We start from the raw sequence: 23,989 nt of genomic DNA, 5'->3' as shown, positions 1-23,989 counted from the left end.
AACTGGGCTAGATTATCCGAGGCGAAGCCGACCAGTCTCTTTGACCGACACGCGGACATCCCCGGAACTCTTCCCGGCGGCGTCTTCCCTGCGGCGGCGATCGCCAGTTCTCAAGCGCTTTCTACTGCATCATTCCGCAGCGCATTGCCATTTCGAGGGAGGCACACGACGGTGGCCAGGAATCTCACGCAGCTCGAGATGCTCATCGAGCTGGAGCCGATCGCCGAAGCGAATGTGAATAGGCATCTATCCATGGCCAAGGACTGGCATCCGCACGACTACGTGCCGTGGGATGCGGGTCGCAACTTCGCAGCAATGGGCGGTAAGGATTGGGATCCGGAGGAGTCGCAGCTCAGCGAGGTCGCCAAGGCGGCAATGATCACCAATCTTCTCACCGAGGACAATTTGCCCAGTTACCACCGGGAGATCTCGGAGAACTTCTCCATGGACGGTCCGTGGGGCACCTGGGTGGGCCGCTGGACCGCCGAGGAGAACCGGCACGGCATCGTACTGCGCGACTATCTGGTGGTGACCCGCGGCGTCGATCCCGAGGCGCTCGAACACGCCCGGATGATCCATATGACCAACGGCTACAGCGCGACCCAGATCGCGCGGAAACGTATCGGCACCAACGCCATTCCGGCTGCTGCCGGATTTATGGCTTCCGTCGCCTATGTCACTTTTCAAGAATTGGCGACGCGCGTTTCGCATCGCAATACCGGCAAAGTTTGCAATGACCCCATAGCGGACAGGATGCTGCAGCGCATCGCCGCCGACGAGAACCTGCACATGATCTTCTACCGCAACCTGTGCGGCGCTGCCCTGGACCTCTCCCCCGATCAGTCCATGGAAGCCATCACCCATATGATCCGCAATTTCGAGATGCCCGGCGCCGGTATGCCCAACTTCCGCCGCAACGGCGTCCTCATGGCCAAACACGGCATCTACGACCTCCGCCAGCACCTGGAGGAGGTCCTGCTGCCCGTCCTGAAGAAGTGGAATATCTTCGACCGCACCGACTTCGGCGCGTACGGCGACCAACTCCGCAACGAACTCGGCGACTACCTCGACAAGCTCCGCAAGGACGTGGTCAAGTTCGAGGAACAACGCGACCGCTCCCTCGCCCGCGACGCCGAACGCGCGGAGAAACAGGCAGCCCTGCTCGTGGTCTGACCTTCGCATCCAGCGCCGCCCCGGAATCCGTTCCGGGGCGGCGTTTTCGATTGCGTCCGACCCCTCAGAACAGGGTCATGGGATCGGTCGGGATGGGATCGGGCAGCGGCTCCAGATCCGGGAGATGGGTGGCTACTTCGGCGTGGAAGCGGCGGGAGAGGGTGCGGGAGGTGGCGTTGTCGGGGGTGTGAATGAAAACCGTTGGGGAGCGGCCCTCTTGGAGCCAGGCGACGGTTTGCTCCACCCAGGGTTGCCAGCCCGCGACGGTGGCGGCGGCATCATCGCGGCCGTGGTAGCGGACGATCGGGAATTCGGTGAGAGCCCTGGTGCGGCGCGGGAGTTTGGGTTTCTTGGCTTGGGCTTCGCGTTCGGCGGTGCTGATCGGGCCCGCGGCGAACAGGACGGTGGTGTCGAAGGGGATCCACTCCGCGCCCGCGGCTTCCAAAACGGCTTCCAATTGGGCTATGGCTCTGGGGTTTTCGAAGAAGGCGGGGTGGCGGACCTCCACGGCCGCGCGGTAATGCGGGGGAAGCCCTTCGAGGAGGTTGGACAGGGCTTTCAGGTCGGTGAAGGAGCCGGGGAGTTGGATCCAGAGGGCGTGCAGGCGACGGCCGAGGGGTTCGATGGCGTCGAGGAAGAGGTTCATATCGTTGTCTATGCCGGACAGGCGGCGGTCGTGGGTCACCGTGCGCGGCAGCTTCATGACGAAGCGGAAGTCGGGATCGGTTTGGCGGGACCAGGATTCGACGGTGCGGCGCTGCGGGGTGGCGTAGAAGGTGGTGTTGCCTTCGACCGCGTTGCACCAGGAGGCGTAGGTGCGCAGGCGCTCCGTCGGGGGAAGTGGGCGTTCCTGCCAGTCCGGGTGTGTCCACATCGCGCATCCCACGTACAACCGCATATCTGCCACGTTAGGTCAAGGGCTTCTTGGGGCGCAGCCAACCGAAGGTAAGCTCCACGGCTCGCCGCCAGTTGTCGTATTCGTCGGCGCGCAGGGCGGGATCCATGCGCGGCACCCACTGGGCCGCCACCCGCCAGTTATGGCGCAGCCCTTCGAGATCCGGCCAATAACCGACCGCCAGGCCCGCCGCGTAGGCCGCGCCCAGGGAGACGGTTTCGGAGACGATGGGGCGCATGACCGGTATGTCGAGGACATCCGCGACTATCTGCATGAGGAGGTTGTCGGAGGTCATTCCGCCCGCCACCCGGAGCGACTCGGCGCGCAGTCCCGCATCGGCGTTCATGGCCTCGACCACGTCCCGGGTCTGCCACGCGGTGGCCTCCAGGACGGCACGGGCTATGTGGCCCTTGGTGATATAGGACGTGAGACCGATGAGCAGACCGCGCGCGTCACTGCGCCAATGCGGGGCGTAAAGACCCGAGAACGCGGGCACCAGATAGCAGCCGCCATTGTCCTGGACTGTGCCCGCGAGGGTTTCGATCTCCGGCGCGCTCGCGATGAGCCCGATATTGTCGCGCAGCCACTGCACCAGTGAACCCGTCACCGCGATCGGGCCCTCCAGCGCGTACACCGGATCCGGGCCGATCTGATAGCCGATGGTGGTGAGCAGCCCGTGCTGGGAGCGCACCAGTTCGCGGCCGGTGTTCATGAGCAGGAATCCGCCTGTGCCATAGGTGCATTCGAGCTCACCGGGTGCGAAACAGGTCTGACCGAACAGCGCCGCGTGCTGATCGCCGAGTGCGGCCGCGATGCGCACGCCCGGCACCACTCGGCGGGCCACCCCGAAATCCCCGGTGGACGGTTCGATGCGCGGCAGCATCGCCTTCGGGATATCGAAGAACCGCAACAGCTCGTCATCCCAGGCCAGGGTGGCCAGATTCATCAGCAGTGTGCGCCCGGCGTTGGTCACATCGGTGACGTGCACCCCGTGATCCGCGCCGCCGGTGAGATTCCAGATCAGCCAGGTCTCCATGGTGCCGAACAGCACCTCACCGCGTTCGGCGCGCTCGCGCAGACCCGAGACGTTGTCCAGCATCCAGCGCAGTCGGGGCGCGGCGAAATAGGTGGCCAGCGGTAGACCGCACAGTTCCCGAATCCGTTCCGCCCCCGGTGTTTCCCGCAGCTCGGAGACCAGCGCCTCGGTGCGCACATCCTGCCAGACGATGGCACGCCCGATCGGCGTACCGGTGCGCCGATCCCACACCACGGTCGTCTCACGCTGATTCGCGATTCCCAGCGCCGCCACCTGATCCGCCGTGATGCCCGCATCCCGCAGCGCCGCGGGCACCACCCGCTCCACGGTCTTCCAGATCTCCAGCGCGTCCTGCTCCACCCAGCCGGGCCGTGGGTAGTGCTGCCGATGCTCCCGCTGCGCCACCCCCGCGAATCGCGCGCGCTGATCGAACAGGATGCAGCGGGTCGAGGTGGTGCCCTGATCGATCGCCAGAACATAGCGCTGCGTCATCCGAGCTCGCTCCGATCCGGCATGGGAACCCCTGTGCGGCAACGGGATATGGTCAACCTAGTGGAGCCGATCACCGGGCGCGTTATCACTGTGCACCGCCCAAATCGCGCGAAACGGCTTGTGCCGCATCACGAACCTGCGCGATGAGCGCGGTGCGGAGGCGGAGCTGACCGTCGCAGAGGTGATCGATGGGTCCGGTGATGCCCATCGCGCCGACCACCAGGCCGCCCCGCGCCCGAATCGGTGCGCCGATACCGGCTTCGCCGGAACGGTATTCGCCGATCTCCCCCGCCCAGCCGGTGCGGCGCACCTCGGTCAGGGCGCGGCCCAGTGCGGGCCGATCGGTGATGGTGCGGTGGGTCAGTGCGGGCAACTCGGCCTCGCGCACCACGGCCGCCAGCTCGGAATCGTAGGCCAGCAACACTTTTCCGAGCGCCGTCGCGTACGGCGGCAGCACTTCACCGAGTTCGAGCGCCTGCGAGGTGTTGTCCGGGCGGAAGACATGGTGGATCACCCGCACCTCGCCGTGCACCGGCGCGGCGATGCGCACCGATTCCCCGGTGCGCGCGGCCAGCGCATCGGCCCGGTTGATCGCGCGCGAGCGCAGCTCATTGGCATCGAGATAGCCCGCGCCCAGCTCACCCAGTGCCGACCCGAGCTGATACTTACCGCTGACCGCGTCCTGCTCCACGAATCCGACGCCCTGCAGGGTCTTCAGGATCCCGTGCGCGGTCGGCTTGGCCAGCCCCAGCGCCGCCGCGATCTCCCCCACTCCCATGCGCCCGGATCCGCGTGCGAGCAGGCGCAGCATGGCCGCTGCGCGCTCGATCGACTGAATCGGGCCGGGCATGGTCGTAACCTATCAGCAAACCGTTCGGCATTGTCGAACGCGCACCCTGTCGGTGACACCCTCCACTTCGTAACGTGGACCTCGGGCCCGGCCGCAACCGGTCTCACCAGGGATTACGGACTCAACGACGAGTATCCGGAAAGGGACCGCGATGACGCAGTACGTGGGAGCCATCGATCAGGGCACGACCTCCACGCGCTTCATGGTGTTCGATCACGGCGGCGCGGTGGTTGCCCGCCATCAACTCGAACATGAGCAGATCATGCCGCAGGCCGGCTGGGTGGAACACAATCCGGACGAGATCTGGGAACGCACCCGCACCGTCATCAAGAGCGCCCTGGCCGGGGCCGGACTCACGGCGCAGGACCTCACCGCCGTCGGCGTCACCAATCAGCGCGAGACCACCATCGTGTGGAACCGCCGCACCGGACGCCCCTATTACAACGCCATCGTCTGGCAGGACACCCGCACCGATCGCATCATCAAGGAGATCGAGAAGGCCGGGAACGGCGATCTCATCCGTCAGCGCGCCGGACTGCCGCCCGCACCGTATTTCTCCGGCGGCAAACTCAAATGGATTCTCGACAACGTCGCGGGTGTGCGGGAAGCCGCCGAACGCGGTGACGCGCTGTTCGGCACCCCCGACACCTGGTTGATCTGGAATCTCACCGGCGGTGTACGCGACGGCGTGCACGTCACCGATCCCACCAATGCCTCGCGCACCATGCTGATGGATCTCGAAACCCTGGACTGGGACGAGGAATTGCTGTCGGTGTTCGGGATTCCGCGCGCCATGCTGCCCGCCATCGCACCCTCCTCCAACCCGGAGATCTTCGGCACCACCAATCCGGACGGGCCGTTCAAGGGCTCGGTGAAAATCGCCGGGGTACTGGGCGATCAGCAGGCCGCCACCGTCGGCCAGGTGTGCTTCCGGACCGGTGAGGCCAAAAACACCTACGGCACAGGGAATTTCCTGATGCTGAATACCGGTACCGATATTGTGCACTCCAAGCACGGCCTGCTCACCACCGTCGCGTACCAGTTCGGCGACGAGAAGCCGGTGTACGCGCTCGAAGGTTCGATCGCGGTCACCGGATCGGCCGTGCAGTGGTTGCGCGATCAGCTCGGAATCATCTCCGGCGCATCGCAAATCGAGCGATTGGCCAGTCAGGTCAGCGATACCGGCGGCGTGTACTTCGTGCCCGCGTTCTCCGGACTGTTCGCACCGTACTGGCGGCCCGATGCGCGCGGCGCGATCCTGGGCCTGTCCCGCTACAGCAATAACGCCCACTTGGCCAGGGCCACACTGGAATCCATCTGCTACCAGACCCGCGATGTGGTCGAGGCCATGCAGCGCGACTCCGGGGTGAAGCTCGAAACGCTGCGCGTGGACGGCGGCGTCACCTCCAATGAACTGGCCATGCAGATCCAGGCCGACTTCCTCGGCGTACCGGTCTCGCGGCCGATGGTGCCCGAGACCACCGCGCTCGGCGCGGCCTACGCGGCCGGACTGGCCGTCGGATTCTGGAACAACACAGACGAACTCGTCGCCAACTGGCACGAGGACAAACGCTGGCAGCCCACCTTTTCCGAGCAGCAGCGCGAGCGCGGGTACGCCCGCTGGCTCAAAGCGGTGTCACGAACGCTCGACTGGGTCGATATCGATGACGACGACTGATCGCCCAGGACTGCCCCCGATGACTGAAAACACCGATAACAAGGAGATTTTCGTGTCCGCACAACTGGATCCCGCCTACCGCACCCGGGCCATCGATGCGCTCGGCGACACCGAGATCGACGTCCTGGTGATCGGTGGCGGCGTAACCGGCGCGGGAGCGGCCCTGGACGCCGCCTCGCGTGGACTGTCCGTCACCCTGGTGGAGGCGCGCGATTTCGCCGCAGGCACCTCGAGCCGGTCGTCCAAACTCATCCACGGCGGTCTGCGCTACCTCGAACAGCTCGACTTCGCTTTGGTCCGTGAGGCGTTGAAGGAGCGCGGGCTGCTGCTGAACAAGCTGGCCCCGCACCTGGTGCACCCGGTGCCGTTCCTGTTCCCGCTCCAGCATCGCGTCTGGGAGCGCGCCTACATCGGCGCGGGCGTGGCGCTGTACGACACCCTCGGCGGAGCGCGCGCGGTGCCCATGCACCGGCATCTGACCCGCACGGGCGCACTGGAATTGGCGCCCGCGCTCAAGGATGACGCCATGACCGGGGCGATCAAGTACTACGACGCCCAGGTCGACGATGCCCGGCACACCATGACCCTGGCGCGCACCGCCGCCCAGCATGGCGCGACCGTGCTCACCCGGACCAAGGTCACCGGACTGCTGCGCGACGGTGAGCAGGTTGTCGGCGCGAAGGTCATGGATCTGGAAACCGGTCTGGAACATACGATTCGGGCGCGCACCGTGATCAGCGCGACCGGGGTGTGGACCGATGACATGATCAAGATGACCGGCGTGGAATTCCCGTTCCACGTGCGCATGTCCAAGGGCGTGCACATCATGGTGCCGCGCGAGCGGCTGAACATGAACACCGGTCTGATCATGCGCACCGAGAAGTCCGTGCTGTTCGTGATCCCGTGGGCCGAGCACTGGATCATCGGCACCACCGATACCGACTGGTCGCTGGACAAGAACCATCCGACCGCCAGCGCCGCGGATGTGCAGTACATCCTCGACCACATCAATTCGCTACTGCGCGAACCGCTTACGCGCGCCGATATCGTCGGCACCTACGCCGGACTGCGGCCGCTCATGACCGGCGCCAACAAGGAGACCTCCAAGCTCTCGCGCGAACACGCGGTCGCCGAACCCGCCCCCGGGCTGTTCGTCATCGCGGGCGGCAAGTACACCACCTACCGGGTGATGGCCGCCGATGTGGTCGACGCCGCCGCCGCGCGACTGGGCAGCGACGCGCCGTCCTCGGTCACCGCGGATCTGCCGCTGCTCGGCGCGGTCGGCTACCAGGACATGCTGGGCGATATCGAGGATGTCGCGGCCCGCGCCGAACTGCCGGTCGAGACCGTGCGCCATCTGCTGGGCCGCTACGGTTCGCTCACCGAGAGCGTATTCGACCTCATCGCCGCGGTTCCCGAACTGCGCGAACCGATTCCGGGCGCGGAGGACTACCTGGCCGCCGAGGCCGTCTACGCCGCCACCCACGAGGGCGCACTGCACCTGGACGATGTCCTGACCCGCCGCACCCGCATCTCCATCGAGGTGCCCGACCGCGGTCTGAAGGCGGCCCCGGAAATCGCCCGCCTCATCGCCCCGCACCTGGGCTGGGACGACGACCGCACCAATGCGGAGATCAACCAGTACTACGACCGCGTCCACGCCGAACTCGCCGCCAACGAGGCGAACGACGACGAGGCCGCCAACGCCGCCCGCCTGCTCGCGGTCAGCTAGTAGCAACAGTGGAAAGGGGTGCCGCCGGAATACGGCGGCACCCCTTTCCACGTTGTCGATCCTGATGGTCGACGATTGGGGCATGGTGGTCACTACGTATGAAGCCGATCTGTTCGAGCGGTCGCGGGGGCGGCTCGAGGCGATCGCGTATCGGCTGCTGGGGTCGGCCGGTGATGCCGAGGACGCCGTGCAGGATGCGTATCTGCGCTGGCACGCGGCGGACCGGGCATTGATCGAGGTGCCCGAGGCGTGGTTGACCAAGGTGCTCACCAATCTGTGTCTCAATCAGCTCACCTCGGCGCGAGCCAGGCGGGAAACCTATGTGGGGCAGTGGCTTCCGGAACCGGTGCTGGCCGGGGATCCCATGTTGGGACCAGCCGATACCGTCGAACAGCGGGAGTCGGTGTCGATCGCCATGCTCACTGTGATGGAGCGGCTCTCGCCCAATGAGCGCGTGGTGTACGTGCTGCGCGAGGCGTTCGGGCATTCGCATCGGGAGATCGCGGCGATCCTCGAAATCACCGAATCGAATTGCCAGCAGCTCTATCGGCGGGCGAAACAGCATGTCGGAGCCGAGAAAGCGCGCATCGAAGTGGATTCGGCGGCCGCGCGCAAGGTCGTCGAGGAATTCCTGGCCGCGGTGCTGAGCGGTGATACCGAACCGCTCATTCGCCTGCTCACCGCCGACGCGGTCAGCATCGCCGACGGCGGCAGCACGGTTCCGGCCCGCAAGACCCCGGTCAACGGCGCGCTCGCCATCGCCCGCTACCTGCGCGATATCTTCCGGTCGACCCCTGCCAAGGTCGCCTACGTCGGCGGCGAGCCGACGTTCTACGCCGTCGAGGTCAATGGCGATCCCGCGATGCTGGTCGAGGTCGCCGGGCGGGTCTACGGCATTTTCGCCCTGAACGCGACCCCCGAAGGCGTCGTGGCGATCAATATCCAGGTCAATCCCGACAAACTGGAGCGCCTCGCCCGGCAGTGGGCCGCTTCCGCACCGCATCAGCCCCTCGCCGGGAGCTGGTGACCCACATCACATCCGAGTTCTGTCAGGGATTGCGACGCTGTCCGGTTCAGGAGGTGTCGCAATCCAGATAGGAGCTCACCATGAACCACCGCATCGTCGTCCTCGGAGCCGGATACGCCGGAGCCACCGCCGCCGGACGCCTCGCCAAGCGGCTGCACCGCGATGACGTCGAGATCACCCTGGTCAACGGTGATCCCGATTTCGTCGAGCGGGTGCGCCTGCATCAGCTCGCCAGCGGACAGGAATTGAAGCAGCGTCCGCTGCGCGAGATGTTCGCGGGCACCGGGGTTCGGGTGAAAGTAGCGCGGGTCAGCGCGGTCGATGTCGACGCGAAGACTGTCGATCTCCTCGGCGAGAACGGTGCCGAGACACTGGGCTATGACACTCTCGTCTACGCCCTGGGCAGCACCGTCGCCGACTACGGGGTCCCGGGCGTCACCGAGTACGCCCACAATGTCGCGAGCAAGCGGGCCGCACTGGCACTGCGCGCGCGGCTGAGTGAATTGCCTTCGGGCGCAACGGTGCTGATCGCGGGCGGCGGACTGACCGGTATCGAGGCCGCCACCGAGATCGCCGAGGCCCGGCCGGATCTCGCGGTCGCCATCGCGGCGCGCGGCGGTATCGGCGACTGGCTCAGCGAGCAGGCCCGGCAGTACCTGCGGACCGCGCTGGATCGGCTCGGGGTCACCGTGCACGAGCGCACCGAGATCGCTCGGGTCGGCGCGAATGGCGTGGAAACCACTGCGGGCGAAGAGATTCCGGCACAGGTGACGGTGTGGACCGCGGGTTTCGCGGTGCATCCCATCGCGGCCGCCACCACCCTGGAAGTGTCCGAGGCCGGGCGGATCGTCGTCGACGGCACCATGCGCTCGGTCTCGCACCCCGACGTGTACGCCTTCGGCGATGCCGCGCATGTCGCGGGTGTCGGCGGCAAGACCCTGCGAATGGGTTGCGCCACCGCGACTCCCATGTCGTGGCAGGGCTCGGACGCCCTCGCCGCACGGCTGACCGGTCGCGAGGTGATCGAAACCCCGATCGGCTACAACATGCAGTGCATCAGCCTGGGCCGCCGAGATGCTTTGGTGCAGAAGGTGACCGATGAGGATCAGCCCACGGACAAGATCTTCACCGGCCGCACGGGCGTGCGCATCAAGCAGTTCATCTGCGCGGGCGCCGCGTGGAGCGTCGCGCATCCGACCATGATGCTGCCGAGCCGTCGCCGCCGCATCGTGGTGACCACCCCGGTCACCGCGTGATCAAGGCAGCAGGCGCTGTTCCTTCGCCACCGCGACCGCGGCCGCGCGCGTGTCCACGGCGAGTTTGTCGTAGATGCGGCCGAGGTGGGTTTTGACGGTGGCTTCGGAAATGTGCAGGGCGCGAGCGATTTCGCGATTGCCGAGACCGCGCGCGAGCTGGGCGAGGATATCCAGTTCGCGCGCGGTCAAGGTGGGGCGTGGATTGCGCATCTGCGCCATGACACGGTGCGCCACCGGTGGCGACAACGCCGTCTTCCCCTGTGCAGCGGCGTGAATCGCGGCGAACAGCTCCTCGGGACTCTCGGCCTTCAACAGATATCCGGTCGCCCCGGCGGCAATGGCACGGCTGATATCCGCATCGGTGTCATAGGTGGTCAGCACCAGCACCCGCGGTGTGGGAGAAGCGAATTCGGTGATCCGCCGGGTGGCCTCCGCACCGTCCATATCGCCGCCGAGTTGCAGATCCATCAGCACCACATCCGGCCGCAACCGCTCGGCCAGCGCAATCGCCTCGGGACCGTTGCCCGCCTCACCGATCACCTCGATCCCCGGCGCACTCGACAGCAGGGCCAGCAGTCCAGCCCGCACCACCGCGTGGTCATCGCAGATCACCAGGCGCACAGCCGACTCCGTCATGACCGCTCCAATGGGATCGCGGCGGAGAGCACGGTGCCCTCCCCCGGCGCGGACTCAATGGTCACCGCGCCGCCGAACTGCCGCACCCGGGCCCGAATCGCCGGAAGCCCGTGCCCGCGTTCCGGTTCGGACGTGAGCCGCTCCGGATCGAACCCGCACCCGTCATCGGCGATATCCAGCACCACCTGATCACCCAGATAGGTCAGCGTGATCGTGGCGGTAGCCGCACCCGCGTGCTCCCGCACATTCGCCAACGCCCCCTGCGCGATTCGCAACAGCGTCGACTCCACTCGCGCGGGCAGATCCGCGGGCACCCCGTCGAACTGGAGGTTCACCGTCAGCCCGCCCAGCGCGGCGGCGGACTCCCCGGCACCGGTCTCACGCGCCGCCAGCGTGCGCAAAGCCGCTGCGAGCGAACCGTTCTCGGCCAACTCGGCCGGAGCCAGATCGTGTACGAATCGCCGCGCCTCGGCCAGATTCCGATCCGCGATCCCGGCGGCGGTGCGCACATGCTCCCGCGCCCGTGCCGTATCCTCCGCCCACACCAGCTCCGCCGCCTGCAACAGCATTCGCTGGCTGGAGAGCCCCTGCGCCAGGGTGTCGTGTATCTCCATGGCCAGCCGCCCCCGCTCCTCCAGCATCCCCTCGCGCCGTTCGATCCCCGTCAACTCCGCCCTGGTCCGCACCAGATCCGCGATGAGTACAGCCTGCCGTTCGGTCTGTCGCCGCATATACACGAAGACGGAGATGACGATCGCCGCCACCGCGGGCGGGGCAAGCAGCAGATTCGGATCCAGCCAACCGGCCAGCCGAATCTGCGTGCACACCACCAACGCGGTCAGCGGCACCGACAGCGCCAGCGCCACCCGCTGCGGCAGAATACGCAGCGCGAGGAACAGCAGCGGCACCGCACACCAGGCGAAGCTTGGTCCCAACACCACCAGCACCGCCCACACCGCGACCACGGACCCGAACCAGACTGTGCGCCACGGCCGTAACGGATGGTCGGGACGGTCGCGGTGGCGATCCGATCGAGCGTCGAGTGCATAGAGCACGGCCAGCAGCACCGAGAGCCCGATGACCCAGGACGCGCGCGGAGTGTCATGATGCCGGATCAGGAAGCGGGCCAGCGAGGCGGCCAGCAGTACATAGAACGCGGCATCCATCACCAGACCGAGGCGGCGGGCGTCGGCGGTTTCCGCGTGCGGCGTGGACACTCTCGCACCTCCTCGGTCGGGGCAAACAGTGTCATTGTGCCTGGTTCGGGTGGGTTCGCGGGTCAACCGATCGGCTGATACGGGGGTCGGCCGGGTGGGGTGCGGAACGTAGCCGGGACGGGGATGGCGGGCGGGGTTTCGGGTCGCAGGATTGGTGGGGAACGAGCCTGTCGGCTCGGAACGAGTGCGAGCGTGAGGAAATGGCATGGGCGGCAAGGGTGTATCGGTGCGGAACCGGATTCTGGTCGGCGGGGTGGCCGCGGTGGCGGTGACCGCCGGGGTGGTCGGTGTCGTGGCGTCCAATGCGGACAGCACCGAGCCGGGTGTGAAGGCGCCGGTTGTGGCCGACGCGTCGGATGCGAACCTGCAGCAGACCACGCATCTGACCGTGGCCGCCGCGACCAAGGCGGCGCAGGCCGCGCTGGATGCGGCGAAGCAGGAGAATCAGCGGGTCAGCGTGGCCGTGGTGGATCGGGACGGGAACACCATCGTGGTGCTGCGCGGGGACGGCGCGGGACCGCAGTCGTTCGAATCGGCCAAGCAGAAGGCGTTCACGGCCGTGTCGTGGAATGCGCCGACCTCGCAGCTGGCCGGGCGGTTGCAGAGCGCGCCGCAGCTGGCCGCGATTCCGGGAACGCTGTTCCTGGCCGGCGGCGCACCCGTGGACGCCAAGGGCGCGCCGATCGCGGGCATCGGCGTAGCCGGCGCGCCGAGCGGTGATCAGGATGAGAAGTTCGCGCAGGCGGGTGCGGCCGCGCTCGGCCACTGACGTCCGTCCCGCCGAGGCACCGGCGCGTGTTCCTGGAGATTTGCTGAAGTTCAAACCGTAGAGTCTGATCAGGTATGGCCGCAGTAGCGGAAGAACACCCGATCGGAGGTCATCCATGAACTTCAGCGAGATATTCGTGAGTGAGGCGCTCGGCACCGGGATCCTCATCCTGCTCGGCGCCGGAGTCGTAGCCAACGTATTGCTCGCCAAATCAAAAGGTTTCGATGGCGGCTGGCTGCTCATCACCTTCGGCTGGGGGCTCGGCGTATTCGGCGGCGTCTACGTCGCCTACAAGACCGGCGGCCATCTCAATCCCGCCGTCACCATCGGCAATCTGTTCGCCGGGGCCGACGAGTACGCGCCGGGCGTACCGGTGAACTTCGGCAACACCGTCGCCTACCTCACCGGGCAGCTGGCCGGTGCGTTCGTCGGAGCCTGCGCCGCATTCGTGGCGTACAAGCGGCATTTCGACGAGGAACCCGATGAGGCCAAGAAGCTGGCGGTGTTTTCCACCGGTCCCGCCATCCGCTCGTACCGGTGGAATTTCCTGACCGAGGTCATCGCCACCTTCGCGCTGGTATTCGTGATCCTGGCCTTCGGGCACACCCCGAGCGGACTCGGACCGCTGGCGGCGGCACTGCTGGTGGTCGGCATCGGCGCATCACTGGGCGGCCCGACCGGATACGCCATCAATCCGGCGCGCGATCTCGGACCCCGCATCGCCTACGCGCTGCTGCCCACCGGACGCCCGATGAATATGCTCCCGCAACGGGTTCCGGCCGATCTGAACGCGGGCGGCGGCGTCGCCGAGCGGGTGGAGGAGCAATTGCCCGCGCATCCGGGCTCGCGGCATAAGAACGCGGACTGGGCCTACGCCTGGGTGCCGGTGCTCGGACCGCTGGTCGGCGGTGCGCTCGCGGGCCTGGTGGCACAGCTCTACCTCTGATTCGCCCCGCCCCCGGGGAGCGAATGTCGGTGCGGCTTGCTAGCTTTCGCGGCGTAAACGTTGACGGAAGCTTGGAGCGCGGCGCATGACCACCGGGGAAACCACCTATCTGGAACTGTCGGAAGACAGCGGTTCGGCACACAAGTTCTACGAGGTCGTGGTGGCTGACACCCAGGTGACCATTCGTTTCGGCCGCATCGGGGAAACCGGGCAGGTCCGGGTGAGTTCCTTTGCCACCGTGGACAAGGCGCGCGCCGCGGCCGCCAAGAAGCTCGGCGAGAAGGTGCGCAAGGGGTACGCGCCCGCCGTCATGGGCGCGCGGGCCGCGCGCCCGGTCACCCGGCGCGCCATCGTCTCCCAGCGCTCCACCGCGAAGAAGGCTCCCGTGCTGTGGACCTTCGATTCCGGTGCGGCCGCCTTCGGCATCTTCGTGGACGAACAGCGCTGCTGGGTCGGCAATGAGAGCGGCGATGTCTTCACGCTCACCCCGGCGGGCGAGGTGACCGGCCGCTTCCGCCTCCCGGACGCGGTGAAATGCATTGTGGCCGACGACTTCTGGATCTATGCGGGCTGCGATGACGGCCGCGTCTACGATCTGTCCGGCAAGGTGCCGCGCGCGGCCTACGATATCGCCGCCAATGTCGACATCTACTGGCTCGATATCCACGACGGCATTCTCGGCGTCTCGGACCGCAAGGGCGGGCTCACCGTCATCGACCACGAGGAGGAATCGCTGTGGTCGCGGCAGAGCAACGGCGATTCCGGCTGGATGGTCCGCATCGACGATGACGGTGTCTACCACGGGCATTCGAAGGGCGTCACCAAATACGATCTGGAGAGCGGCAATAACGAATGGCAGGTGCGCACCGACGGCGCGGTGCTGTTCGGCTGGCAGGAAGCCGACGCGGTGTACGCGGGCACCAGCCGCAATCAGGTGCGCATGGTGGCCAAGAACGGGCAGTCCGATCGCGGCTACCAGTGCGATGCGATGGTGTTCTCCTGCGCCACCTCACCGGACGGGCGCTATGTCTTCGCCGGTGACAACTACTCCTCGGTGTACTGCTTCGACTCCAGCGGTCAGCGGCTGTGGAAGCTCGGAACCGGCTGCGGTTCGGCGTATTCCATGCAGTACCACGACGAGAAGCTGTACCTGGTCACCACCAATGGCTCACTGGCCTGCCTGGATGTGAGCGAGTCCGCCATCCACGACGCCGAACAGGGTGTGCTGCCGCAGACGCTTTCGGTGAAGGCCCCGGAGATCTCCGCCGTAACGCCCAGTGCCACGGTCGAACTGGCCGTCGACGCGGGCGACGGCGTGATCGTGGAATGCGTGAACGACGGCGGCAACCTGCGCGTGCACGTGGTCTCCCCCGGCTATCGGAACGGCTGGAATGTGCAGTTCCCCCGCGATATTCGCGAGGCGGGCGTGCGCTACGTGGTCGATTCGGTCTCCGAATCCGCGCGCGGCGGCTTCTACCGCGTGCGCGGTGATATCCGGCGACTGAGCTGAAGCACCGCGAGGGGCTGAATCAGATACCGAGACTGAACAATTCACCCGGGGTCGCGCCGAGATCGGTGAAATGACTCTGGGTGACGGTCAGGAAGAGCGCGCGCGAGGTGGCGATGACGGTATCGCCGTCGGTGAGCACCGCGTCGATGAACATCTTGCGGCCCTCGCGCGCGGTCAATTGCGAAGTGACCACGAATTCCCGGCCCAACCGGGCGGGAGCGCGGAAGTTCACGTCCAGATTCACCGTGACCGCAGGCTGGCGCAGCGGGAACAGAATCGATCCGGACGCCTCGTCCAGGGCCGCGGCGACAATGCCGCCGTGCGCCACGCCCGGCGCGCCCTGATGCCGCTCATCCATGGTGAACATGCCGCGCACGGTGTCGCCGCGGCGCTCGAACACCATGCGCGGTGAGGCCGGATTCGACGGCCCGCAGCCGAAACACCCGTGGTGGTGCGGCGGAAACGGGCCATCGGCAAACAGGTCACCCAGCGGCAGCGCTGCCGATTCGCGATCGTGTTCCATCCTCAAAAGTTAACCCAGATTCGAATTCAAAGCGAGTGCCGGGAAGGTGACGCCGCGCCGGGAGTGGACCCGGCGCGGCGCTGTCTGTAGTCGGCTAGTGCTTGGACTTGGCGCTGCCGGATTTGGCGCGACCGTTCTTGGAGTGGGAGCCCTTGTCGATCGAGGCGATGGTGCCCTCGCTGGTCTCGGCGCCGTCGCGGTGCACGGCCTCGATGACCAGGCCGTTGGCATCGGCGTCGATGCGGACCGTATCGCCCGCGCCCAAAGCACCGTCCAGGATCTGTTTGGCCAGGGCGTTGTCCATCTGCTTCTGCACGGTGCGGCGCAGTGGGCGGGCGCCGAATTCGGGCTGATAGCCGGTGTCGGCGAGCCAGTCCATGGCCTTATCGGTGACATCGAGTTCGATGTCCTGACCGCGCAGGCGGCGGCGGGTGCCGTCCAGCACCAGATCCACGATATTGCGCAGCTGATCGCGGTCCAGGCGGTGGAAGACGATCTGCTCATCGAGGCGATTGAGGAACTCGGGCCGGAAATGCTGACGCAGGCGTTCCTCCAGCTGCGGCGTAATCGATTCCAGGTCACCATCTTTCGCGGCCAGGATGATGTCCGAGCCGATATTGCTGGTGAGGATCACGATGGTGTTCTTGAAATCCACCGTGCGGCCCTTGGAATCGGTGACCCGGCCGTCATCGAGGAGTTGCAGCAGCACATTGAACACATCCGGGTGCGCCTTCTCCACCTCGTCGAACAGGATCACCGAATACGGCTGGCGGCGCACCTTATCGGTGAGCTGGGCGGCATCGTCGTAGCCGACGTATCCGGGCGGCGCGCCGACCAGCCTGGATACCGTGTGCTTCTCCTGGAATTCGCTCATATCGAAGCGAATGAGCCGGTCCTCATCGCCGAATACGGCCTGCGCCAGCGCTTTCGCGAGTTCGGTCTTGCCGACGCCGGTGGGGCCCAGGAACAGGAAGGAGCCGATCGGCCGATTGGGATCCTTGAGTCCGGCGCGCGCTCGGCGCACCGCTTCGGCCACCGCGATAATGGCCTCGTCCTGGCCGACCACCCGTTTGTGCAGCACCTCTTCGAGTTTCAGCAGTTTCTGCCGTTCCTCGACGGTGAGATCGGCGACCGGGATGCCGGTCTGGCGTGAGATCACCTCGGCGATATCGGTGACCGTCACCTGCTGCACCTCGGCGGGGGCGGCGTCGTCCGAGCCGGAATCCTTTTCCGCCTTGGCGATTTCGTCCTTGAGCTTGTTCGCCTTCGCGTAATCCTCACCGGCGACGGCGGCATCCTTCTCCCGGCGCAGGCTCGCCAGCCGCTCCTGATGCTCACGTGCCTCGGGATCCAGTGTGCGCGTGCGCAATCGGACGCGCGCACCCGCCTGATCGACCAGATCGATGGCCTTGTCCGGCATGAACCGGTCGGTGAGATAGCGATCGGACAGTTCGGCCGCGGCGATCAGCGCCTCGTCGTCGTAGTGCACCTGGTGGTGCTCCTCGTACACATCGACCAGCCCGCGCAGGATTTCGATGGTGTCGGTCACCGACGGCTCGGACACCATGACCGGCTGGAAGCGTCGCTCCAGCGCGGCGTCCTTCTCGATGTATTTGCGATATTCGTCGATGGTGGTCGCGCCGATGCAGTGCAGTTCACCGCGCGCCAGTGCGGGTTTGAGCAGATTGCCCGCGTCCATCGCGCCCTCACCGCCGCCGCCCGCGCCGACGATGGTGTGCAGCTCATCGATGAAGATCACCAATTCCTCGGAGTGCGCGCGCACCTCGTCGAGGATCTTGGTGAGCCGCTCCTCGAATTCACCGCGATACTTGCTGCCCGCCACCAGCGAACCCACATCCAGCGCGATGACGCGACGGCCCGCGAGCATCTCGGGCACATCACCATTCACGATGCGCTGAGCCAGGCCCTCCACGATGGCGGTCTTGCCAACGCCGGGATCGCCGATGAGCACCGGATTGTTCTTGCGCCGCCGGGACAGGATCTCCACGGTCTGCTCGATCTCCTGGGCGCGGCCCACCACCGGATCGACCTTGCCCGCGCGGGCCTCGGCGGTGAGATCGCGGCCGTACTCGTCCAGGGTCGGGGTATCGCTGGGTTCCTTGGGCGCGTTGGCGGTCGGGAGTTTGCCCGCGCCCGCGAGCGCCTGCGCGGCCGGGGTGTCCGGGCTGGCGGCGATGCCGAGCAGGATGTGTTCCGGGCCGATATAGCTGCTGCCCGCCTCGGCCGCGCTGCGCTGTGCGTTGCGCAGGGCCGCCTTGGCCGCCGGGCTCAATGCCAGGGCGTGCCCGCCGCCGTGCGCTCCGATGCCGCTGCCCGCGGCGCTGCGCATCTGTTCGCGCAATTGTTTCGGGTCCCGGCCGATCTCGGCGATGATGCTGGTCGCCGGTTCGGTGTCGGCGGCCGCGTAGAGCAGATGCTCGGGGGTGATCTCGGCGCTGCCCCATTCGTGTGCGGCCGCGCGGGCGCCGTCCACGACGGCCTTGGCGCTTTCGCTCAGCAACCGCGTCAGGTCGATGCGCTGTACCGGTGGCTGGGCCGTCATACCGGACCCGAAGAAGCGCTCGAAGATATCGTCGATGGAGTCGAAGGAGCCCCTGGAGCTTGGCCAACCCTGAGTCATTGTCACCTCGTGGCATCAGGCGGGCGCGCCCGTTTCACGGCAGCCAGGACGCGTCAGCATACGTATGGCGAACTCGCATCCACACTAGCGACCGGGCTCGAAAGGGCAAGGGACCGTAACGCGTTTGTGTTCAGTTCCGGGCGGTTACTCCGCGCCGGCGCCCACCGGGGCGAAGGGCGCGTAATCGCGTACGTGGCCCTCGGTCCAATCCCAGAGGGACATGGGATCCACCGCGACGCCGCGCTGCAGAATCAATCGCCAACTGTGGTCCTGCTTCTCCCAGATATCGCCGTCACGGTCGACGTAGAAGCCGTCCGCAGCGGGCTCCACACCGCTTTCTCCGAATCCGCTGGGGAAATCGCATTGCTCCAACATGTCGGACACCTCTTCCTCAGGTTCGCTTCCACCCGAAAGTATCCGGCACGCCACTTCCGATTCACTTCCGGTGGGGTTGCCCGGCGGGCGAATACCGTATGCGCGGCGAACAATGTTCCGTAGCACGAGATTCGGGCCGCGCTCCGGGACGCCCATAACTATCCGACAACTATTGCGCAAACTTTTGGCATCTTCGAGTTTTTGCGGGATAGTGCTCTTCTTGCGGCGAACGTCCAGTTTGCTTCCGGGGTGCCAGGAGGGTGGATGACAGGGCCGGAGATACGGGTGCTCGGCCCGCTGCGCCTGACCCTCGGCGGTGAGCGGATCGCGCTCGGCACCCCGATGCAGCGGGCCGTACTCGGACGGCTGATCGTGGGTCGCGGCCAGGCCGTGCCCGCCGAACGGCTGGTGGATGACCTGTGGGCGGGGATGCCGCCGCCCAAGGCCGCCTCGGTCCTGCAGGTACATATTCACAATCTGCGGCGGCTGTTCGAACCGGATCGGGCACGCCGCGCGCCCGCCCGATACATTGTGTCCGAATCGTCCGGATATGCATTGAAAATCGCCGAGAATGCCGTGGACGCATGGCAATTCGAACAGCAACTTCGGACCTATCAGGAACTGATCAGCAATCCCGAGACCCGGCCCGCGCCCGGTGAACGCAACGCCCTGCTGGAGACCGTGCTCACGCAATGGCACGGGCCCGCGCTGGAAGCCTTCGCCGACTTCGAATGGGCCGCCGCGGAGGCGGATCGGCTCACCGATCTGCGCCTCACCGCCGTCGAACTCAATGCACAGGCGAAACTCGAACTGGCGCGGGCGGGTGAGGTCGTCATCGAACTGCGCGCGCTCTTCGACGAACACCCCGGACGCGAAGAACTCGTCCGGCTGCTCGCCACCGCGCAATATCAACAGGGCCAGCAATTGGAGGCGCTCACCACAATTCGGCGCTCCCGCGAATTCCTCAGCGACGAATTCGGCGTCGACCCGGGACCGGGACTACGGCACCTGGAGACCGCGATCCTCACCCACGCCGCCGAACTCACCGTTCCCGGCGGACTGCTCACCGTCGCAGAGACCGCCGAACCACATCCGGCCACCGTCGGCTATTTTCCCGAAACCCCCTCCGCCACCGGCTACTCCGGTGAACTCTCCGAACTGCTCACCCTCTCCGAGAACGCGCGGGCCGGACGGTTGCGATTGGCGTGGATCTCCGGCGAAGCCGGAATCGGCAAGACCACCCTCGCCGAGAGCGTGCTGTCCGCGCTGACCGCCACCGGCTGGATCGCGGCCACCGGCAACTGCCCGGAAATCGACGGAGCGCCCATGGCCTGGGCCTGGACCGAAATCAGCGCGACACTGGACAGCGCAGTACCGCAACCGTTTCCGACCGGTGACGATATCCACCGGGCAGGAGTGATCGGCGACAGCCGCGTCGATGGAACCGGGTGGGCGGGAGGGACGCCCGACAGCCGCACCGGCGGGGACGAGGACGCGTTCACGCTGTCGCGGCGATTGGCGCAGTCATGTAGGCAGGCGGCAGGTTTCGGGCCGGTGGTGATGCTGCTGGAGAATGTGCACCGGGCCGATGCGGCGACGTTGCAGGTGCTGCGGCAGGTGGTGCATTGGCTGCGGGATGAGCCGGTGCTGGTGATCGTCACCGCGCGGCGATCCGAGGCGGGGCCGGGAGTGCGCGATACCGCCGCCGCCCTTGCCCGGTCGACCTCCGTGCAGACGGAGTTGAGCGGACTGGATCAGGCGGGGACACGACAGGTCGCCGAGGCGGCCGGACTCGCGCCGCTGGGGCCGGAGACGCTGGCGCAGTTGCACGGCCGTACCGGCGGCAATCCGCTTTTCGTGCGGGAACTGGCGAAGCTGCTCGCCGCGCACGGGAATATCGAGCAGGTGCCGGACTCCATTCGGGAGATCGTCGACAACCGCATCGCGCGGCTGCCCACCGGCGTCGCCGAAGTGCTGCAACACATTTCGATCTGGGGCAGCGGTATGGATCTCGGGCTGCTCACCCTGGCGTCCGGGCTGGTACAGGACGCCCTCATCGATCTGATCGCCGCCGCCGAGGCCGCCGGGCTGGTGGGCACCGACAGCACCGGCGGCATCCGATTCGTGCACGCCCTCATCCGCGATGCCGTCTACCTCGGTATCCCACCGCTGCGCCGGGGCCGGATGCATTGGGCGGCACTGGAACTGCTGCGCTCCCACGCCGATTCCCAGCCCACCCTGGCGCGCGATTCGGATGTGCTGGCGCGGCACGCCATCCTCGGCGCCAGCACCGAAACTGCCAGGGCAGCAATAGAATACGTGCGCACTGCGGCGCGCCGACGGACCGCACAGCGCAATCGCGCGGAATGTGTGCGCCTGCTCCGAGCCGCGGTGGAACTGCACGAACTCGCCGGTGACACCGCGGAGCACGCCGAACACGCCGATCGCGTCGCCCTGCTGGATACGCGCTGCGCCCTGGTCACCGCACTGGCCTACGACAATATGCACCGTGAGGCCCGCGCCGAACGCGCCCGCGCCCTCACCCTCGCCGAAACCCTGGGCTCCCCCCGCCTGCGCGCGCAGGCCCTGACCTGCTGGCGCGCACCGGTCATCTGGGCGATCCGGGAATGGCGCACCCCCGACCACCGCATGCGACAGGCCCTGTCCCGCGCGCTGGCCCCCTATGGCATCACCTACCCCGCCGGGTTCCGGACCGCCGAATCGGTCACCGGAACACCCGCCGCACGGAAATCATCACTCGCAGACGACAGCGAAACGGCCTTCGCGCCCGGCAGATCCCCCGCGACCGACGGCGAGACGGCCGCAACGACACCACAGTCAATGGGGCCGAGTGCCGGACAGGGGCAATCGCCCCGATGGGACGCCTACGCGGGCTCCGCGCAGGGCGAACCCCGTTATGCCCCCGGCGAATTCATATCCGATATGGATCTGTCGGCGCGGCGGTTGCGGGCGTCGGCGGCGGAGTGGGGTGTGACGGAAGGGCTTTCGCTGGAGGAGTTGGTGCGGCTGTTGATCGCGGCGACGTTCGAGGCGGGGCTGGAGGAGTATGAGGCGGGGCAGCGGTTGGCGCGGGAGGCGCTGGCGCTGGCCCGGACGCTCGGCGATACCGAATTGTTCTGTGCGGCAGTCAATGCGGTGACGTATCTGGAGTACGACTACGGGGTCGACTTCTTCGCGTTGATCGCGGAGATGGAGTTGGTGGCCGCGGGGGCGGGGCTGGCCGAGTATCAGGCCGTGGCGCACTATATGGAATACCGTGCGGCGGTGGCGCGGTCGGATCTGCGGGAGGCGGGGCGGCTGGCTGCGCAGGCGGTGGAGCTGGCCGACGAGGGGCAATTGCAGTCGCTGCTGGATCTGGTCAGCTGTTTCGCGGCGAGCCTGGAGCTGCTGCGCGGTGAGGTGGAGCCCGCCGAGCGGCTGTACGAGCAATTCGGCAGGCGGATAACGCGTTCCGGGATCGCCAACGCGGCCGAGGCGAAACTGTTCTGCGCGCTCGCGATCGGATGGGCACGCGGCGATCTGTCGGTACTGGTGGGGCGATTGGGCGAGACCTACACGCTGCTGCCGGGCACTTTCGGGCAGGCGTACGCGCTCTCGCTCGTGCACGCCGGTGATCTCGACCGGGCGCGGGCGGTCTACCGCGAGACGGCCGGGGTGCGCGAGGAGATGTATCCGATGCTGATGTCGGCACTGCGCGCGCATACCGCCATCGCACTGGGCGAAACGGACGATATCGCGGCGCTCTATGAATACCTTTTGCCGCATTCGGGAGCGATCATCGGCAGCGAAACCAGTATGGCCTCGTTCGGACCGATGGAGACGGTACTGGCCACGCTCGCACAGGCGCTCGGCGATACCGCCGCGGCGACCGCACATCGCGAACGCGCCGAGCGGCAACTGGAGCGAATCCGGACCGAACTTCCGATAGCCGGAAATTCGCTACTTCGCCTTGCTTAACATCTGGGTCGGAAATTTCCACTCGGAATGACAGCAGCCGGTGACCAGAAGGCCACCGGCTGCCGCCGAATTTCCCTACGGGCGAGGGTTAATCGCCCGGTTTTACTTCGCCCGCTGGTAAGCATCGACGATCTCGGCCGGGATACGGCCACGCGAGGAGACCTGATGGCCCTGAGCGCGCGCCCACTCCCGAATCGCGGTGCTTTCCTCCCGGTCAACGGCCGGACGAGTGCGCCCGCCCGCGGCCGTGACCTTGCGCTGCTTGGAACGACCGACCTTGCGGGCCTTCTCGGTCCAAGGTTCGAGAGACTCCCGCAGCTTGCCGGCATTCTTGATCGACAGATCGATCTCGTAGTCCAAGCCATCGATCGAGAAAAAGACTGTCTCGTCGGCCTTCGATTCGCCGTCGTAGTCGTCAACCAGAGTTACGGTGACTTTCTTCGCCATGGACTGCCCTTCCACGTAGAGGTGCCGCTATTCGCCGAAATGCTAATGCCGCGGCGGGGTAGTTTCAAACCAGGCGCGAATGGAATTCGGTGAGATCAGACTATTCTGCTATTACCGCGGAGACCATCCGGTCTTCAGCACACCCGGAAAACGGTCAACCGCCACCCGGAACGACCGCGGACAATACGGGCGGCAAGTGCGAAATGTCGCGTTCCCCGGTCGTATCCCGCGCACACTTCCGCGGCCCCCGCACCGGCCATGATCACATCGATCCTGGTGAGGGTGGCAGCGCCGAGTTCACTCCCGGGGGCCTGCCCGTGTTCGGCCAAAGTGCGCAGTACGGCGATCACACTCGGCTCCGCGAGCGGGCGCAGTTGTACCGGTGAGCGCCGCCCGTCGAGCACCTCGAGAGCCAACCGCAGTGCCGCCCCGGCGAATTGACGCGGGGCGGTATCGCCCGCGTCACAGGGGTGTGATTTCGCAGCGTGCGAAGCCTGTAATACCCGTTGTAGCGCAACGGTTCCGGTGCGCCGCGCGGCCGCATTACGCATGACGTGATTGCGACAGGAGCGCGGGCTCGATTGCGCCGCCGATTGCGTTCGCGCCCGGGCGCGCCGCCGCGCGGGACGACTCCGGGACCGGATACAGGCCGCTGTCGCGGGTTCGAAATCGGGTGCGGGCAGCATCGTGGCAACGCCGGAAATCGGTATCGCGGCAATGCCGGAAATCACCGCGGCGGCACCCGGAATCGGTATCGCGGCATCACCGGAAATCATCTGCGCTCCCCTCCCCGGCGGATTCAGCCGGC

At 66.8% G+C, this 23,989-nt stretch carries 19 protein-coding genes; 9 read left to right on the top strand and 10 right to left on the bottom strand.

Annotated features, from left to right (window positions below):
* Nucleotides 1-171: 171 nt before the first annotated feature.
* Nucleotides 172-1,173, top strand: coding sequence for an acyl-ACP desaturase (locus AB0L82_RS00415; RefSeq protein ID WP_364628771.1), 1,002 nt, complete (start codon nucleotides 172-174; stop codon nucleotides 1,171-1,173).
* Between the two features lie 64 nt (nucleotides 1,174-1,237).
* Here the strand turns inward: AB0L82_RS00415 and AB0L82_RS00410 are convergent, their stop codons facing one another.
* The 3 genes from AB0L82_RS00410 to AB0L82_RS00400 all read right to left on the bottom strand — a co-directional run bounded on the left by AB0L82_RS00410 (nucleotide 1,238) and on the right by AB0L82_RS00400 (nucleotide 4,446).
* Complete coding sequence (locus AB0L82_RS00410) at nucleotides 1,238-2,071, bottom strand: DUF72 domain-containing protein (RefSeq protein WP_364628768.1); 834 nt, start codon at nucleotides 2,069-2,071, stop codon at nucleotides 1,238-1,240.
* 10 nt (nucleotides 2,072-2,081) lie between these two features.
* Nucleotides 2,082-3,596: a glycerol kinase GlpK gene (gene glpK / locus AB0L82_RS00405; protein WP_364628765.1), complete on the bottom strand. Its 1,515-nt coding sequence runs from the start codon at nucleotides 3,594-3,596 to the stop codon at nucleotides 2,082-2,084.
* A gap of 85 nt (nucleotides 3,597-3,681) precedes the next feature.
* Nucleotides 3,682-4,446 carry an IclR family transcriptional regulator gene (locus AB0L82_RS00400; protein WP_364628762.1) on the bottom strand — a complete coding sequence of 255 codons (765 nt, stop codon included), beginning with the start codon at nucleotides 4,444-4,446 and terminating at the stop codon, nucleotides 3,682-3,684.
* 151 nt (nucleotides 4,447-4,597) lie between these two features.
* On the opposite strand from AB0L82_RS00400, the gene glpK (AB0L82_RS00395) reads away from it, so the two are divergent.
* From glpK (AB0L82_RS00395) to AB0L82_RS00380, 4 genes are all read left to right on the top strand, one after another.
* Nucleotides 4,598-6,124 carry a glycerol kinase GlpK gene (glpK, locus tag AB0L82_RS00395; RefSeq protein ID WP_364628760.1) on the top strand — a complete coding sequence of 509 codons (1,527 nt, stop codon included), beginning with the start codon at nucleotides 4,598-4,600 and terminating at the stop codon, nucleotides 6,122-6,124.
* Nucleotides 6,125-6,176: 52 nt separating this feature from the next.
* A complete protein-coding gene (glpD, locus tag AB0L82_RS00390) occupies nucleotides 6,177-7,856 on the top strand; it encodes a glycerol-3-phosphate dehydrogenase (protein WP_364628758.1) in 1,680 nt (559 codons plus the stop codon).
* A gap of 82 nt (nucleotides 7,857-7,938) precedes the next feature.
* The gene (sigJ, locus tag AB0L82_RS00385) at nucleotides 7,939-8,883 is read left to right on the top strand and encodes an RNA polymerase sigma factor SigJ (protein ID WP_364628756.1); all 945 of its coding nucleotides are present in this window, start codon (nucleotides 7,939-7,941) and stop codon (nucleotides 8,881-8,883) included.
* Between the two features lie 80 nt (nucleotides 8,884-8,963).
* Nucleotides 8,964-10,139, top strand: coding sequence for an FAD-dependent oxidoreductase (locus AB0L82_RS00380; RefSeq protein ID WP_364628753.1), 1,176 nt, complete (start codon nucleotides 8,964-8,966; stop codon nucleotides 10,137-10,139).
* Here AB0L82_RS00380 and AB0L82_RS00375 read toward each other — a convergent pair whose 3' ends face one another.
* Together AB0L82_RS00375 and AB0L82_RS00370 are read right to left on the bottom strand one after the other, a co-directional pair.
* Entirely contained in the window at nucleotides 10,140-10,775 is a 636-nt protein-coding gene (locus AB0L82_RS00375; RefSeq protein ID WP_364628750.1) for a response regulator transcription factor, read from the bottom strand.
* The gene (locus AB0L82_RS00370) at nucleotides 10,772-11,992 is read right to left on the bottom strand and encodes a sensor histidine kinase (RefSeq protein ID WP_364628747.1); all 1,221 of its coding nucleotides are present in this window, start codon (nucleotides 11,990-11,992) and stop codon (nucleotides 10,772-10,774) included. Before AB0L82_RS00370 ends, AB0L82_RS00375 begins: the two co-directional genes overlap by 4 nt.
* A 205-nt stretch (nucleotides 11,993-12,197) precedes the next feature.
* On the opposite strand from AB0L82_RS00370, the gene AB0L82_RS00365 reads away from it, so the two are divergent.
* From AB0L82_RS00365 to AB0L82_RS00355, 3 genes are all read left to right on the top strand, one after another.
* Entirely contained in the window at nucleotides 12,198-12,761 is a 564-nt protein-coding gene (locus AB0L82_RS00365) for a heme-binding protein (RefSeq protein WP_364628744.1), read from the top strand.
* A 115-nt stretch (nucleotides 12,762-12,876) separates the two neighbouring features.
* Nucleotides 12,877-13,707, top strand: coding sequence for an MIP/aquaporin family protein (locus AB0L82_RS00360; RefSeq protein WP_364628741.1), 831 nt, complete (start codon nucleotides 12,877-12,879; stop codon nucleotides 13,705-13,707).
* An 85-nt stretch (nucleotides 13,708-13,792) separates the two neighbouring features.
* Entirely contained in the window at nucleotides 13,793-15,217 is a 1,425-nt protein-coding gene (locus tag AB0L82_RS00355) for a WGR domain-containing protein (protein ID WP_364628739.1), read from the top strand.
* Between the two features lie 19 nt (nucleotides 15,218-15,236).
* Here the strand turns inward: AB0L82_RS00355 and AB0L82_RS00350 are convergent, their stop codons facing one another.
* The 3 genes from AB0L82_RS00350 to AB0L82_RS00340 all read right to left on the bottom strand — a co-directional run bounded on the left by AB0L82_RS00350 (nucleotide 15,237) and on the right by AB0L82_RS00340 (nucleotide 18,756).
* Nucleotides 15,237-15,740, bottom strand: coding sequence for a PaaI family thioesterase (locus AB0L82_RS00350; protein WP_364628736.1), 504 nt, complete (start codon nucleotides 15,738-15,740; stop codon nucleotides 15,237-15,239).
* 94 nt (nucleotides 15,741-15,834) lie between these two features.
* A complete protein-coding gene (locus AB0L82_RS00345; protein ID WP_364628734.1) occupies nucleotides 15,835-18,381 on the bottom strand; it encodes an ATP-dependent Clp protease ATP-binding subunit in 2,547 nt (848 codons plus the stop codon).
* 144 nt (nucleotides 18,382-18,525) lie between these two features.
* The gene (locus AB0L82_RS00340) at nucleotides 18,526-18,756 is read right to left on the bottom strand and encodes a hypothetical protein (protein ID WP_364628731.1); all 231 of its coding nucleotides are present in this window, start codon (nucleotides 18,754-18,756) and stop codon (nucleotides 18,526-18,528) included.
* Nucleotides 18,757-19,020: 264 nt separating this feature from the next.
* On the opposite strand from AB0L82_RS00340, the gene AB0L82_RS00335 reads away from it, so the two are divergent.
* Nucleotides 19,021-22,734: a BTAD domain-containing putative transcriptional regulator gene (locus AB0L82_RS00335; protein WP_364628728.1), complete on the top strand. Its 3,714-nt coding sequence runs from the start codon at nucleotides 19,021-19,023 to the stop codon at nucleotides 22,732-22,734.
* A 102-nt stretch (nucleotides 22,735-22,836) separates the two neighbouring features.
* Here the strand turns inward: AB0L82_RS00335 and AB0L82_RS00330 are convergent, their stop codons facing one another.
* The gene (locus AB0L82_RS00330) at nucleotides 22,837-23,181 is read right to left on the bottom strand and encodes an Lsr2 family protein (RefSeq protein WP_364628725.1); all 345 of its coding nucleotides are present in this window, start codon (nucleotides 23,179-23,181) and stop codon (nucleotides 22,837-22,839) included.
* A 134-nt stretch (nucleotides 23,182-23,315) separates the two neighbouring features.
* Entirely contained in the window at nucleotides 23,316-23,957 is a 642-nt protein-coding gene (locus AB0L82_RS00325) for an Rv3235 family protein (RefSeq protein ID WP_364628723.1), read from the bottom strand.
* Between the last annotated feature and the right edge of the window lie 32 nt (nucleotides 23,958-23,989).

The sequence above is a fragment of the Nocardia sp. NPDC052001 genome (assembly GCF_040680615.1).
Lineage (GTDB): Bacteria > Actinomycetota > Actinomycetes > Mycobacteriales > Mycobacteriaceae > Nocardia.
The sequence above is the reverse complement of the archived record's forward strand: the minus strand, read 5'-3'. Positions and strand labels throughout refer to the sequence as shown.

What these genes read in the sequence shown, in the direction of transcription:
- AB0L82_RS00345 (WP_364628734.1), bottom strand. Translation starts at nt 18,381, where the DNA reads ATGACTCAGGGTTGGCCAAGCTCCAGGGGCTCCTTCGACTCCATCGAC.
- glpK (WP_364628765.1), bottom strand. Translation starts at nt 3,596, where the DNA reads ATGACGCAGCGCTATGTTCTGGCGATCGATCAGGGCACCACCTCGACC.
- AB0L82_RS00350 (WP_364628736.1), bottom strand. Translation starts at nt 15,740, where the DNA reads ATGGAACACGATCGCGAATCGGCAGCGCTGCCGCTGGGTGACCTGTTT.
- AB0L82_RS00335 (WP_364628728.1), top strand. Translation starts at nt 19,021, where the DNA reads ATGACAGGGCCGGAGATACGGGTGCTCGGCCCGCTGCGCCTGACCCTC.
- AB0L82_RS00330 (WP_364628725.1), bottom strand. Translation starts at nt 23,181, where the DNA reads ATGGCGAAGAAAGTCACCGTAACTCTGGTTGACGACTACGACGGCGAA.
- AB0L82_RS00375 (WP_364628750.1), bottom strand. Translation starts at nt 10,775, where the DNA reads ATGACGGAGTCGGCTGTGCGCCTGGTGATCTGCGATGACCACGCGGTG.
- AB0L82_RS00360 (WP_364628741.1), top strand. Translation starts at nt 12,877, where the DNA reads ATGAACTTCAGCGAGATATTCGTGAGTGAGGCGCTCGGCACCGGGATC.
- AB0L82_RS00325 (WP_364628723.1), bottom strand. Translation starts at nt 23,957, where the DNA reads ATGATTTCCGGTGATGCCGCGATACCGATTCCGGGTGCCGCCGCGGTG.
- AB0L82_RS00410 (WP_364628768.1), bottom strand. Translation starts at nt 2,071, where the DNA reads ATGCGGTTGTACGTGGGATGCGCGATGTGGACACACCCGGACTGGCAG.
- AB0L82_RS00380 (WP_364628753.1), top strand. Translation starts at nt 8,964, where the DNA reads ATGAACCACCGCATCGTCGTCCTCGGAGCCGGATACGCCGGAGCCACC.
- glpK (WP_364628760.1), top strand. Translation starts at nt 4,598, where the DNA reads ATGACGCAGTACGTGGGAGCCATCGATCAGGGCACGACCTCCACGCGC.
- AB0L82_RS00355 (WP_364628739.1), top strand. Translation starts at nt 13,793, where the DNA reads ATGACCACCGGGGAAACCACCTATCTGGAACTGTCGGAAGACAGCGGT.
- AB0L82_RS00400 (WP_364628762.1), bottom strand. Translation starts at nt 4,446, where the DNA reads ATGCCCGGCCCGATTCAGTCGATCGAGCGCGCAGCGGCCATGCTGCGC.
- AB0L82_RS00365 (WP_364628744.1), top strand. Translation starts at nt 12,198, where the DNA reads ATGGGCGGCAAGGGTGTATCGGTGCGGAACCGGATTCTGGTCGGCGGG.
- AB0L82_RS00340 (WP_364628731.1), bottom strand. Translation starts at nt 18,756, where the DNA reads ATGTTGGAGCAATGCGATTTCCCCAGCGGATTCGGAGAAAGCGGTGTG.
- sigJ (WP_364628756.1), top strand. Translation starts at nt 7,939, where the DNA reads ATGGTGGTCACTACGTATGAAGCCGATCTGTTCGAGCGGTCGCGGGGG.